The organism is Bacillus infantis NRRL B-14911 (assembly GCF_000473245.1).
Classification (GTDB): domain Bacteria; phylum Bacillota; class Bacilli; order Bacillales; family Cytobacillaceae; genus Bacillus_AB; species Bacillus_AB infantis.
Genome location: NC_022524.1, coordinates 1,151,221 through 1,164,544, shown reverse-complemented (window position 1 = coordinate 1,164,544; position 13,324 = coordinate 1,151,221). Strand labels below are relative to the sequence as shown.

General features: G+C 45.0%; 13 protein-coding genes. 8 read left to right on the top strand and 5 right to left on the bottom strand.

What is annotated here, in order from left to right; genetic code table 11:
- Positions 1–248 precede the first annotated feature (248 nt).
- Entirely contained in the window at positions 249–1,400 is a 1,152-nt protein-coding gene (locus N288_RS06080; RefSeq protein ID WP_009795121.1) for a histidine kinase N-terminal domain-containing protein, read from the top strand.
- Positions 1,401–1,500: 100 nt separating this feature from the next.
- On the top strand, positions 1,501–2,043 hold the full coding sequence (locus tag N288_RS06075) for a GNAT family N-acetyltransferase (RefSeq protein ID WP_022543548.1): 543 nt from the start codon (positions 1,501–1,503) through the stop codon (positions 2,041–2,043).
- Positions 2,044–2,084: 41 nt separating this feature from the next.
- Here the strand turns inward: N288_RS06075 and N288_RS06070 are convergent, their stop codons facing one another.
- Positions 2,085–3,122: an STAS domain-containing protein gene (locus tag N288_RS06070; RefSeq protein ID WP_009795119.1), complete on the bottom strand. Its 1,038-nt coding sequence runs from the start codon at positions 3,120–3,122 to the stop codon at positions 2,085–2,087.
- Positions 3,123–3,319: 197 nt separating this feature from the next.
- On the opposite strand from N288_RS06070, the gene N288_RS25055 reads away from it, so the two are divergent.
- The 3 genes from N288_RS25055 to N288_RS06060 all read left to right on the top strand — a co-directional run bounded on the left by N288_RS25055 (position 3,320) and on the right by N288_RS06060 (position 5,801).
- Positions 3,320–3,487, top strand: a complete 168-nt coding sequence (locus N288_RS25055) for a hypothetical protein (RefSeq protein WP_022543547.1) — start codon at positions 3,320–3,322, stop codon at positions 3,485–3,487.
- A gap of 490 nt (positions 3,488–3,977) precedes the next feature.
- The gene (locus tag N288_RS06065; protein WP_083783130.1) at positions 3,978–4,379 is read left to right on the top strand and encodes a MerR family transcriptional regulator; all 402 of its coding nucleotides are present in this window, start codon (positions 3,978–3,980) and stop codon (positions 4,377–4,379) included.
- A gap of 60 nt (positions 4,380–4,439) precedes the next feature.
- Positions 4,440–5,801, top strand: coding sequence for a hemolysin family protein (locus tag N288_RS06060; protein WP_022543546.1), 1,362 nt, complete (start codon positions 4,440–4,442; stop codon positions 5,799–5,801).
- Between the two features lie 606 nt (positions 5,802–6,407).
- On the opposite strand, the gene N288_RS06055 is transcribed toward N288_RS06060, so the two are convergent.
- A complete protein-coding gene (locus N288_RS06055; RefSeq protein WP_022543545.1) occupies positions 6,408–7,808 on the bottom strand; it encodes a sensor histidine kinase in 1,401 nt (466 codons plus the stop codon).
- Positions 7,798–8,499, bottom strand: coding sequence for a response regulator transcription factor (locus N288_RS06050; protein WP_009795111.1), 702 nt, complete (start codon positions 8,497–8,499; stop codon positions 7,798–7,800). The genes N288_RS06055 and N288_RS06050 overlap by 11 nt, the downstream gene beginning before the upstream one ends.
- A gap of 536 nt (positions 8,500–9,035) precedes the next feature.
- Between N288_RS06050 and N288_RS06045 the strand changes: the two genes are divergently transcribed.
- The 3 genes from N288_RS06045 (at position 9,036) to N288_RS06035 (ending at position 11,065) form a co-directional block, all read left to right on the top strand.
- Positions 9,036–9,695: a cobalamin B12-binding domain-containing protein gene (locus N288_RS06045; RefSeq protein ID WP_009795110.1), complete on the top strand. Its 660-nt coding sequence runs from the start codon at positions 9,036–9,038 to the stop codon at positions 9,693–9,695.
- Positions 9,685–10,428 carry an STAS domain-containing protein gene (locus N288_RS06040; RefSeq protein WP_009795109.1) on the top strand — a complete coding sequence of 248 codons (744 nt, stop codon included), beginning with the start codon at positions 9,685–9,687 and terminating at the stop codon, positions 10,426–10,428. The genes N288_RS06045 and N288_RS06040 overlap by 11 nt, the downstream gene beginning before the upstream one ends.
- Before the next feature lie 76 nt (positions 10,429–10,504).
- On the top strand, positions 10,505–11,065 hold the full coding sequence (locus N288_RS06035; RefSeq protein WP_009795108.1) for a helix-turn-helix domain-containing protein: 561 nt from the start codon (positions 10,505–10,507) through the stop codon (positions 11,063–11,065).
- Positions 11,066–11,108: 43 nt separating this feature from the next.
- Here N288_RS06035 and N288_RS06030 read toward each other — a convergent pair whose 3' ends face one another.
- Both N288_RS06030 and N288_RS06025 read right to left on the bottom strand, forming a co-directional pair.
- A complete protein-coding gene (locus tag N288_RS06030) occupies positions 11,109–11,729 on the bottom strand; it encodes a nitroreductase family protein (RefSeq protein WP_009795107.1) in 621 nt (206 codons plus the stop codon).
- A 165-nt stretch (positions 11,730–11,894) separates the two neighbouring features.
- The gene (locus tag N288_RS06025; RefSeq protein ID WP_022543544.1) at positions 11,895–13,190 is read right to left on the bottom strand and encodes an NCS2 family permease; all 1,296 of its coding nucleotides are present in this window, start codon (positions 13,188–13,190) and stop codon (positions 11,895–11,897) included.
- Positions 13,191–13,324: the final 134 nt, after the last annotated feature.

Here is a 13,324-nt window from a genome sequence, read left to right as displayed (position 1 = left end):
TGAATTTGATAAATGCCTGTACTTTTTTATGCCCTTCACCATTCAGATTAAACTGAGGCTTTTTTAATAGGACACACCAACCATCCAGTATTTTACATAAACTATCATAATTTTACACTTTGTCATCTAATCCCCGATCTTTCGATAAATTTCTGTAAATTCCCAAGAAAATTCCGGAGGATTTATCCCATTATAGGCGAATGTTAATACAGCAAGGTTAATAGTCAAAAAGATAGGCGGAGGGTAAAATGTTATCACTATCAAATCAAAAGCTGCTTGACTTTCTTGAAAGAGAGAAGCATATTCTTCTGGAGCAATGGAATAAAGAGATTGTCTTAACAGAGACAGATCCTTTCAAAGATTATATAAGAGAAAACGGTGAAGCCATGTTCAGCCTGATCTTGACCAGTTTGTCCAAGTCAGAACAGGATCTGGATGTCTATCTTCAGCAGCTCGCCATCAAAATTGCCTCTCAGCGTGTAAAGGCCAATATCAACATCGGCGAATTTGTCTACAATGTAAATATGGGCCGTTCCATCATCTATAAAAATCTCAACCGGGTTGACGTCCACTGGGATGATCTGCAGAAATGGATTGACAGGATCAATGTATGTTTTGACAAATTTCTTTATTATGCTGTCAGCCATTATACAGATGCCAAGAATAAGATCATTGATGAAAAAACGGAATTCATCAATTCAACCCATAAAGACCGCCTTACTCTTCTGGGACAAATGACATCCAGCTTTATACATGAATTCAGGAATCCGCTGACTTCCATCCAGGGTTTTGTTCAATTGCTTAAAGCTGAAAACCCTCCCATGAATTATTTAGATATCATTTCAAATGAGCTTGAACAGCTCAATTTCCGTATCTCGCAATTCCTGCTATTATCCAAGAAGGAGCTTATCGGAAAGGAAAAAACTACCTTCAACCTGAACAGTTTGGTTGAAGAGGTACTGATTTTCCTGTATCCAAGCATATTGGATGCCAAAGTCCGTATTATAAAGGAAGTCGATGAGAGCACCCATCTTTGCGGCTATGAAGATGAAATCCGCCAGGTGCTTATCAATATCATCTTTAATGCCATCGATGTCTTGAACCCCTATAGGGAAGATCCGCTCATTGAAATTATCTCATTCATGACATCAGACTCTTATGTACGGCTCGAAATCAGAAATAATGGCCCGCAAATACCTGAGCATCTGCTAAGCTCCATTTTTGAACCTTTTGTTACGACCAAAAAACTGGGAACCGGGCTGGGACTTTTTGTCTGCCGGGAAATCATTGAAAAGCATAAAGGCTTCCTTTCCTGTGAATCAGACTATGATAAAACCATTTTCAGCATGACTCTGCCTCTGCATACCGGCGAAAGAGCAGCAGATTCCGGCTGCGAATAAATGAAAGAAAATTTACGCTGCTCCGCTTTCCTGTGTATGATTGGATTGTCAGGCAATGCTTCCAGATAATTCAAACCTTAGAAAAAAAGGGGGCGAAGATTTGTTTACACTAGAAGTTGATAATGAAATCCGGCTTCAGCTGTTTCAGCTGCATCATGCCGACGAGCTTTATAGTTTGGTGGACGGCAGCAGGAACCATCTAAGGGAATGGCTTCCCTGGGTAGACAGCATGACCTCCCCCATGCAATATCACAGCATCATCCCTTTGTGGCTGAAGCAATTTGCCGAAAACAATGGCTTCAACACTGGTATAAGGTATAAGGGGATACTGGCAGGAGCCGCCGGCATCCACCAAATTGACTGGGCAAGCAGGCAAATGAGCATAGGCTATTATCTGGCCGAAGGATTTCAGGGAAAAGGAATCATGACAAGGACAGTCCAGGCAATGATCAATTATGCTTTTAATGACCTGCGTTTGAACCGGATTGAGATCAGATGCGGGATCAGGAACCATAAGAGCAGGGCTGTCCCTGAGCGGCTGGGGTTCACACAGGAGGGAATCATCAGGCAGGGAGAGTTCCTTAATGGGCATTACCACGATCTGGTGGTTTACGGGCTTCTAGCGGAAGAATGGAAATATTAATCGGCAAAACAAAAAGCCAGCAATGCTGGCTTTTTCCGTTATCAAATAATCCTCCGGCCTATCTGGGACAGCGCAAAATAGATGCCGTGCTGAAGGGTCTGGAAGCAATCATATTTCGAAAGCTTGATGCCGGACTGAGTGATGGCCACTCCCAGTTCAGCTGATATGCCGACAAGGATGGTATCTATGCCGATGAGTGATGCGGCAGATCCAAGCTTATGAATGAAATCACCTGTAAAATTGCTGATATCATTATCAAGTCCGGTCAGATCGAGGACAAGATATTTAGCCTGATATTTAGGCAAATTGTTCAAGGTCTTTGTCAGCAGATCTTCTGAACGGCTCTCATCATATTTTCCGATCAGCGGTACAACCACAATGCCTTCCAAAACCGGAATGATTGGGGAAGACAGCTGCCTGACCAGGTCATGCAGCTCCATAGTCTGTTCTGCGACAAGTTCCTCAAGACTCCGTATTTGCTCGGACTCTTTCCTTCTGGAAAGCTCATGGATGTTGTGGGACACCGTTACATCAGAAGGAAAATACTTGACTTCGGTATAGTCATGGCCTTCTATCTGGCTGGCTGCTACTTCATACCAGATATTCTCCCCAAACAGCCCGGTAAAAATCCCGGCATAATGGGCAGGCAGGAAGGTTCCGCCCGTTTTTTTATTTTGGGCAAGATTGATTTTATGTTCCCACGTATCCTGCAATTGCACCGTAACTGTTTTTGCCTCTTCATCAAGCTCTGTTACAACGGTTTTTCCCCAGCCAGCAGACGCGTAGGTGTTGGGAATCAGCTTTGTTGCATCTTCAACAGATACAGTTTTAAGTTTTTCGAAATACTCTCCGACCACCTGTCCCATCCGGTAGCCTGTTGTCTCCAGCACCACGCTGGCTGCTTCTTCACCGGAAATTTCCTCAATGGTGTCAAAGAAAGTCTTCATCGCTGAATTGATCCAAAATAATACGGCGTCTTCCCCTTCAAAGATGAACTGGCCATTATTGAAATCCCACTGGAAATCGAGGCCATGTACATTAATAGAAGGTTTGCTGTCCGGCAGTTCATTTAACTTCATTGCTCTACCCCTTATCTTTAATACATATCAAGAATAGTCAGAGATTATTTCTTACTATCCTGGTTTCTGCCATTTCCTATACTATAAATTTATACTTTAAATGGGACGATGTCTAATTTTCTGCAGGGAATAGCAGTTTAACCTTTGCTGCAGGCGGGAAATAAAAGAGAAATCCATAGAAAAGGTGCATGAAAATAATGAATGATAAAAATCTCCGGATGATACAGGAAGAATTACCCGGCTTTGCCGATGTGCTTAAGCATGCCTTTGATAAAGGCCAAAGCGAGGCTGAGCTGACAGTGAACGACCTGCTGGCAGACTTGAGGATCCAGCTGCAGCCGGTCATTCAGCGCCAGCAAAAATAGATTATGGAGGACAGGCTGCCGGAAACATCCGCAGCCTGTTTTTTCATTGGAAATTTCAAGCTCTTCCACATGGTTTATCCCTCTGCAAAAGGCTTTGCCATAAAGCCGGGATTTTATTAGGAATATACTCACTTTGATACAAGACAAGCGGCTTCCCAGGATGTCCTTCTTTTTAAGAACTGCCGCTGAATGGGCCCGAATCAGCACAGAAGACTAACGAGCCTTTGGAACAAAAAAACCGGAGAATTTACGGTGTAATTTTTTGTATTTTCCGATAAATTGATTCATAATTGTTCATAAGCTGTATATATTCTCATAAAATAAGAGTAATCACTCCATTTCAACCGCAACGTTTGACTGTACGGTTTAAGTTACCGTATAATTATGGTTAATTTTATGAAAATATACATCTTGTTTTTTGAACAGCCAAACCATCATAATGAAAAATTTAAATCTGATACCGAGGTGATAAGATGGGGCATTCTATCGCATTGGTGAACTAGCAGCGATTGCAAATGTATCAAAAAGAACGATTGACTATTATACTGCATTGGGCCTGATAAAGGCTGAAAGATCGAAATCGAATTACAGGCTTTATTCTGAAGATGTGCTCCTTGACCTTACATTCATTGAAGAATGCAAAAAACTGCACATCCCGCTTGAAGAGATTAAGAGAAAGCTGGAATTGAAGAAAGATGGGAAAGCGGCATCAGGGACCGTCGAGAAGCAGATTCTTGATGTTACACAGCAGATAAGGCACCTTCATACAGAGATTTCCTCCCTCCTTCCGCTCATTCAAAAGCTGGACGGGGAAGAAAAAAACAACATCTCCAAAAAGCTGAGTACGGAAGGGTTGGCTTTGATCCAGTCTCTTAAAACCTTAACAAGCTAAAATATTTTTGTATTATCAGGAGGTGACTCCTTACTCGTTCACGCGGGATAAGGAAACTTATTGGACATATTAAACTTGGTTATTATAGCCATTTTAATTGCTTTTACGGCATTTTTTGTCGCTTCGGAATTTGCGATCATCAGGGTGAGAAGCTCAAGGATTGACCAGCTTATAGAAGAAGGCAGCAGTTCTGCACTTGCTGCAAAGAAAGTGATTACAAACCTGGATGGCTATCTGTCCGCCTGCCAGCTTGGCATTACCGTGACCGCGCTGGGAATTGGGTGGCTCGGGGAACCAACAGTCGAGCATATTTTAAGGCCGGTGCTGACGAACCTCAGCATCCCGGAATCTGTATCACATATACTTTCTTTTTCTATTGCTTTTGGCTTCATCACGTTCCTCCACGTTGTGATCGGGGAACTTGCGCCAAAGACTCTCGCTATTCAAAAAGCTGAATGGATTACGCTTGCATTTTCCCGTCCGCTGATCGGTTTCTACAGAATCATGTACCCTTTCATCTGGGCGCTGAATGGCTCTGCACGCTTAATCACTGGCTTCTTTGGATTAAAGCCGGCTTCCGAGCATGACCTGGCACATTCTGAAGAGGAGCTGCGCATCATTTTATCCGAAAGCTATAAAAGTGGTGAAATCAACCAGTCTGAGTTTAAGTATGTAAACAAGATATTCGAGTTTGATAACAGGATTGCCAAGGAAATCATGGTCCCGCGGACGGAAATCGTTTCGCTTGCCAAGGATGATACGCTCGAAACCTTCCTGCAGCTCGTCCATGACGAAAAGTTCACAAGGTATCCGATTATCGATGGAGATAAAGACCATATTATCGGGATGGTCAACATAAAGGAAATCATCACTGACTTCATCAAAGACCGGGAAATAACCTCCAAGACGCTTGAAGCATATACACGGCCGATTATCCGGGTCATCGATACGATTCCGATTCATGACCTTCTGGTGAAAATGCAGAAAGACCGGATCCATATGGCCATACTGATGGATGAATACGGCGGGACTTCAGGCCTCGTGACCGTCGAAGATATAATAGAAGAAATCGTCGGCGACATCCGCGATGAATTTGACAATGATGAGGTCCCCATGGTCCGGAAAATGGATGAAGGGCATTTCATCTTTGATTCCAAAGTTCTTGTGAGTGAAGTGAACGATCTCCTTGGACTAGAAATTAATGATGAAGATGTGGACACAATGGGCGGATGGATCCTGACAGAGAACTATGAAGCGAAGCAGGGCGATACGATCCATTTTGACTCCTATGACTTCACCATCCTTGAAATGGAAGAACATCATATCAAGTATATCGAAGTAAAGAAACTCCAGGAACAGGCTGAGCCGGTCGAACAGCAGACTGAGCAGATTATGCTAGCTAAGTCGGAGGTCCTTTCCTAGAAAAAAACCTTTCCCAATGCGGGAAAGGTTTTTTGTTTGGTTTATTGGGAAATTGTGAAAAAGGCTGGTCACGTGAGCACAGCTGGCTTTTCTTTTGCCTGGGTATGTATTCCACCGGTCTCTCGGATTCATGACCCAGGCTTTTTTTCGGCTGTTCATGTATCCCAGCTGGACTCTCGCATACATGACTGGGCTTTTTTTCAACTTGTCATGTACCCCAGACGGGCTCCCGCATACATAACTGGGCTTTTTTCCGGCTGGTCATGTATCCCAGCTGGACTTTCGCATACATGACTGGGCTTTTTTTCAACTTGTCATGTACCACAGACGGGCTCCAGCATACATAACTGGGCTCTTTTCCGGCTGTCATGTATCCCAGCTGACTCTCGTATACATGACTGGGCTTTTTTTCGACCACTCATGTATCCCAGACGGGCTCTCGCACATGACTGGCTTTTTTTCAACTTGTCATGTATCCCAGCTGGTCTCTCGGATGCATGACTTAGCTTCCCTTCGACTGTTCCTGTTCCCCAGCCGGACTCCCGGATGCAAGCCGCAGCAAAATATGCCCACTATCACCCTTCGCGGAGTCAACGTCACACCACTTCATTTCGGAAAACTGATCCTAAAGAGTGTCCCTTGATTTCTTTCGCTTTCTACCTCAATCTCCCCATTATGAAGCTGGACGAGCTGTTTGACGATGGAAAGGCCGATCCCGAATTCTCCGAAGGTGCTGCTTGTCCTTGACAGATCGGCTTTATAGAAGCGGTGCCAGATCGATTCAATTTCCCCTGGATCGATGCCGATCCCAGTGTCTTCTATCTCAATGACAGTTTCTTCATTCCCTTTCCGCCCTCTCAGCCATACAGTTCCCCCATCGGTGAATTGGATGCTGTTCTTGACAATGTTGATGATGATTTGGATGATGCGATCATAATCTGCTTTTACATATAGCTCCTCATCTGCATCAAGCACGATTTCAATCCCTTTTTCTTCAGCCTGGATATCAAGCTGCTCCTTGACTACTTCAAACAGATCCAGTACCTGGATATTGCCGATGTCCAGCTTGATCTGGTTGGAGCGGATCTTCTCATAATCAAGATTCTCATTCACAAGCCTGATCAGCCTTCTCGCTTCACGGTCAATCAAATCCATGCCCTTTTGCTTTTCCTGCTCAGGTATGAGATTGTTCTTCAGGCCTTCTGCCATGCCGCTGATGGTCGTGAGAGGCGTCCGCATTTCATGTGATACATCTGCAATGAACGTTCTCCGCCTGTTTTCAAGCCGTTCGATTTCTTCATTGGATGATCTGAGCTTTGCGGCCATATGGTTGAAATCTTCTGCAAGCTCCCCTATTTCATCAAACTGGGTGTTTTTGATATTAACATTATAGTCCCCCTTGGAAATCATCGAGGTCGCGTTCCTCAATTCTTTAATGCGTTTGAGGAGATTTTTGGACAGCACCCAGCTGAGGAGGATTGTCGCGGTCAGACTGATGACAATGGTATACAGCAGGAATTTATTCAGCTGGCTGGCCATCTGGAGTGCACCGCTAATCGGCGACATGAGGAGAATCCCCCCTGTCATTCTGCCGTCATGCATATATGGTATAGCTACAAGGGTCACTTCCTGCTCAAAGCGTTTGATGTCATGCTTGATTGAGATTGAATGACCGCCGGCAAGCCTTTGCCGCTCCTCTTCTGTGAATAATAAACTGAGCCCCCTCGTCTGGGGATAGATGACACCGTAATTTGCATCAAATAGATAATAATTGATATTGCGCGCCCTCAGCAGCTGACTGTACTCTTCCAGAAACCGCTCATTGCCCACCGGCCTGACAGAAAGCTCCTTCAGCACCTGTTCGCCATATGCATTCAGCTCCTCCGTCTTGTTTTGAAAAACATAATTTTGGACGAACTGGGTAAAAAGCAGGCTCAATAACAGGAAAGCCATGATCAGGATGCTGATATGGCTGATCAGAAGCTGATAGAAATATTTAATTTTCACCTGCGGCCTCCGATTCATCAAATTTATAGCCTATTCCCCATACCGTATGGATGAACGGCTGGGATGTGGTGCCGATTTTTTTGCGCAGGCGCTTGATATGCACATCGACTGTCCTTTCATCCCCATAAAATTGATATCCCCATACCCGGTCGAGGAGCTGCTCCCTGGAAAAAACCTGCCGCGGGTTTTTGACAAAATAATAAAGCAGGTCAAATTCCTTTGGCGTAAGATTATTCAAAGGCTGGCCTTTGTAGAGCACTTCTCTCGTATCCTTGCTGATTTTGAAAAACTGGCTTGAGATATAGTTTGCTTCTTCCTGCTTGGAGGAATCAGCCTGATATCTTCTTGTAACAGCCTTGATCCTGGCCATAAGGGCAAGCGGACTGAATGGCTTTGTCACATAGTCATCCGCTCCCATCTCAAGGCCGAGCACCTGGTCTGATTCACTGTCTTTCGCTGTCAGCATGATAATGGGGACTGTGCTCAATTCCCTGATTTTCCGGCAGAGTGTAACACCATCCATGACAGGCAGCATCCAATCGACGATGACAAGATCCCATGATTCTTTATTGAATGCATCAAAGCCCTCCTGGCCGCTGTGGACAAACCTGCCTGTATAGCCTTCTTTCATAAAAAACATTTCAAGCATCGAGCAGACACTTTCATTATCTTCAACTACCAATATTTTCATCTTCAAACACCATCCCCGGACAACCGCCCCTTAATATAATGAGACTCTGCAGCACATCAGTACAGACTGCAGCCGAATCTCTGATAAAACGATAGAAATCAGGATGCTTTCAATGCTGGCCATCCTCCCTGTACTTCCGGGCTTTTATACTCATATTAAACCAAAAAATTCTCCATATCCAATTCCTCAGCCCGTGTGGAATCTTTCACCTTCCATTATGGTGCAGGAGAGCCACACCTGGAGAATGTATCAGAGTTGTTTCCAGCTTCGCCAATTAGATAAAATAAATGTATTGCTGTAAAATCCTGCATCCCGCATTAAGAACAGAAATATGTTACACTAATTAACATTAAGAACCCAGACTTTCAATACTTTTATTTGTTTCCTTTATAAAGCCCTTAAAATATAATTATATTAACACATTTTCAACGCTGAACTCCCACCTTCCACAGATTTGGCACAGGAGCACCAGCGAAGGAACAGCCGACAGAACTTCCTTGCCACGCGACCAATATTTATCGAAGAAGGTGGTCATAATGGAACAATACGCAAAACAGCTTACTGATGCCCTGCTGTCAGGAGACCAGGATGAAGCATGGGAGATTATATATGGCCAGCACAAACATTCAGCCAATACACTTGAAATTTTTGAAAAGCTGATTACCAAATCCATGCAGCGTGTCGGCGAGCTTTGGCAGAATGACGAAATCTCCGTTGCCGATGAACATTTAGCCACCACAACTTGTGATTTTGTGCTTTCGCGGTACAGGCACCAGGTTTCCAGGGAAGTCCATCCGAAAATAGGAAGGAAAGCGATGTTTTTCTGCCTTGAAAATGAACAGCACTTTCTCGGCTTGAAGATGGCAGCCATCATCTTTGAGGAAAAAGGATGGGAAACAAAGCTGCTTGGCCCGAACGTTCCTTTAGAGAAAGGAAAAGAGTCGGCAGAAGAGTGGCAGCCTGATGTAATAGGACTGTCCTTCACCATGATCAATCATGCCGAGAAGCTTTCCTTTTATGTAAAAGAACTTGAAAGCCTTACGCACTCGCCTGCGGTATTTGTCGGGGGCCGGCTGCTCAAATATTACGATTTTACCAGCCATTGCTCCAGCAAAACAACGCTGTTGAAAGAGCTCATAGACATTGAGCAGTGGATTCCAACTTTACCTTTTGGAGAGGAATTGAATGCAAGATAATAAGCTATTGCCCCTGCCCTATTTTAAAATAAATGAAAAACTTGATATACTCGAAAGCTCTGCTGAGACAGCCAGCTTGTTTCTGCCTGCCGGAAATCTGCTGGAGCTGATTGATGACGAAAGTGCAGAAAAAGCGAAGAATGTCCTCCTGAATAAAAAGAAGAAGCGGACAGAGCTGAATATGAAAACCCACTCTTCCCCTTTTGCTTTAGTTACAGTGCATATCAGCTGGAACGGGGATACTGCCCACCTTCTGCTGATTGAGGAAGATGATAAGATAAATATTCTTGCCGGCCAAGTGGAGAAGCACAGGCAGCGGCTTGCTGAAACTAACCTGGACCTGCTTGAGAGCAAGGAAAGCGCTGAAAGATCATACAGAAAGGTGCTTGAGCTTTCCAGCCCTTTCATCCATATATCAGACGAACTTGTGCTCATCCCGCTCTTTGGAGAGCTCTCGGAACAGCTGATCAACCAGAATAAAGATCGGCTGCTTGACATGCTGCATGATTCAAATGTGAATCGTATTTTAATTGACTTCAACGGTGTCGGCAGCATCTCGCGTGACGGACTGATTTTTTTCCAGCAGCTCCTTTCCCAATTCAGTCTGCTGGGTGCAGAATCCGTCCTGATAGGCATCAGCCCTGAGCAGGCAAAATTCATCCACAATAATTTCCCTGGGCTTGAAGCCAAATATATCAATAGTCTTCATAAAGCTATAAGAAAAGGATTATAAGGAAAAATTAGAGGAGGACCTCAGTGAGGCCCTCCTCTCAATATTACTGCTAACCTAGGAAATGGTGTGTTAACTTATGAAAAAGCAGAAATCAAAGGCCCGGACATGGCTGACTACACTGAGAAAAAGAAAAAGAATGACACAGGAGGAGATTGCTTCTAAATCCTTCATTGACAGGGCGTACTATGCACAGATTGAGAATGGCGACAGAAATCCCAGTGAAGAAATCAGACAGAAAATAGCCGGCATCCTTGACTTTCACCCTTCCACTTTCATTCTTGCAGACGAGAGTCCCTTCCGTTTTGCTATGGAGCAGGCCCCCATGGTCATCGCCCACTGCGATCTTGATTTAAGATATACCTGGCTATTCAATCCTCATGCTGACTTTTCTTCAGAAGAGTCGATTGGGATGCGCGATGATGAGCTGGCCGACAACAGCGGGACCCGGGCGCTTATGCAGCTTAAGCAGAAAGTGATTGAGACCGGAAAGAGTTTTCGTGAGGAGATTACATTTCCCCTCTCAGATGGAGAATTGACCTATGTCGTTTTTGCCCGCCCTTTACTGAACGGTGAAGGCAAAATTATCGGTGCAGCCACCGCCTCCACAGGAATCTCCTCTACAGACGCCGATACATAAAAAGGACGATGCTCAAAAAGCGTCGTCCTTCTGCATGCGGCCCTTAAATCCACTCTGATATTTGTTCTACGGCAAGACGGTTGGTTGGCCGTCCCGGCTTTGCTGCTTTTCCGACAGTGATCAGCATGATCGGGACATAACGGTCTGACACACTGAACTCCTCAATAAATGCCTGGACATTAAAGCCGCCGATCGGGCACGTATCCAGGCCCTTTGCTTTTGCTGCCAGCATCAGCTGCATGGCCGCCAGTGAAGCATTGCTGAATGCTGCATCTCTGGCTTTACTTTTATCTTTATAAGCTCCCTCAACCTGCTTGATGAGAATCTGCTTGATTTCTTCCGTCATAAGGCCGTCAGAAACATCCTGGCTGAAGACCGGTTCAGCGTTTTTATTGGCCTCCAAATCCCCCAGCACGGCAAAAACAGCTGAGGCCTCCACGATTTGCTGCTGGTTGTAAGCGATCGGCAGCAGGCGCTGCTGTGCCTCCCCACCATGAAAAACAAGGAATTTCCAATGCTGCAGATTCCATGCTGACGGCGCTTTTGCAGCCAATTCAATAAGCTCTTCCACTTCACCCTTCGTAAGCTTGCTTTCTGGGTCATAATTTTTAACGGACCTGCGCCCGGCTGCTATTTCAAAAAAATCTGCTGTCTGCTGTGCCATTAAGTTCCACTCCTAAAAAAGAATCGAGTTCATACAACCTCGATATTATAATGAGAAAATATTTACCGTCAAGCAACTCCACTTCAGACAGCGGCAAAATATAGCAATAGAGGCCGCTCACAGCGGCCCCCTTACTATATCCAGGCAGCATGCTCCCTATTCCCATCAGGCAAGATAGACGAAATATGCCAGAAAGGCCACGAACAGCCCGTACATGATTGGGTGGATTTCTTTTCCTTTTTTCAGGGCAAGCATGGCGGCCGGATATAATATGAAGCCTAATGCAATCCCTGTTGCAACACTGAAGGTGAGCGGCATCATAAGGATCGTTACAAACGCAGGTATGGCGATTTCAAGCCTGGTCCAGTCAATCAGCCGCACTTCGGATGCCATAAGGGCCCCCACAATGATAAGGGCCGGAGAGGTTACTTCAGCCGTAATGACACCGAGCAGCGGCGAAAAGAACAAAGCAATGGCAAAACACCCGGAAATGATGACAGAAGTGAATCCGGTCCTGCCACCTGCCGCAATACCTGAGCTGGATTCAATCATGGATGCTGTCGTGGAAGTTCCGAGGACGGAACCAACAACCGTAGAAGCAGAATCAGCCAGAAGCGCCCGGCCGGCATTTGGGATTTCGTTATTTTTCATCAGTCCCGCCTGGCTTGCGATGGCAATCAGGGCTCCTGCGGTATCAAAGAAAGCAACGAACAGGAATGTGAAGATGACGGCAAGCATTTCCGGCGTAAACACCTGATCCAAATGCAAGAACACTTCCCCGAAGGTCGGTCCGAGGCTTGGGATAGGCCCAACCACTTGCGTTGGGGACTCAATCACCCCAAAAATCATACCCGCAGCAGCAGAAACGACCATTCCATAAAAGATTGCGCCTTTTATGCCCTTTACAAGCAGGATAACAGTAAGGATGAAACAGAAAACTGCCAGAAGGACAGCAGGTGATTTCAGATTGCCGATCGATACGAATGTTGCTTCATTTCCCACAATCAGTCCGGCGTTTTTCAGCCCGATAAAAGCGATGAAGAAGCCGATTCCCGCAGCAATGGCATGCTTCAGGTCCCCTGGAATGACATTAATGATTTTTTCGCGGATTTTCAAGAGACTTAAGATAACAAACAGCAAACCAGATACAAATACGCCGGTCAAGGCTGTCTGCCAAGGAATTCCCATCCCGATGCATACAGAAAAAGTAAAGAACGAATTCAGTCCCATGCTTGGCGCTATCCCGATAGGATAATTGGCAAGCAGGCCGATCAAAAGCGAACCAATGATGGCAGAAAGAGCTGTAGCTGTGAAAACAGCTCCTTTATCCATCCCGGATTGGCTCAGGATAATAGGATTGACGATCAGGATATAAGCCATGGATAAGAACGTAGTGATGCCGGCAACCGTCTCCTGTCTATATGTGGTGCCTCTTGAAGTGAATTGAAAGAAATTGGACATTTGGCTCCTCCTGCAAGAATTATTTTTGAAGTTGTTTCTCTTTAGGCTTATTGTTGTCCAGAACTGAAACAAAAAAAGCCCCGCTTTTACAAGCGAAGCCGCGGCGCAAATATACAGGAAGCCCCAAAAAAGAA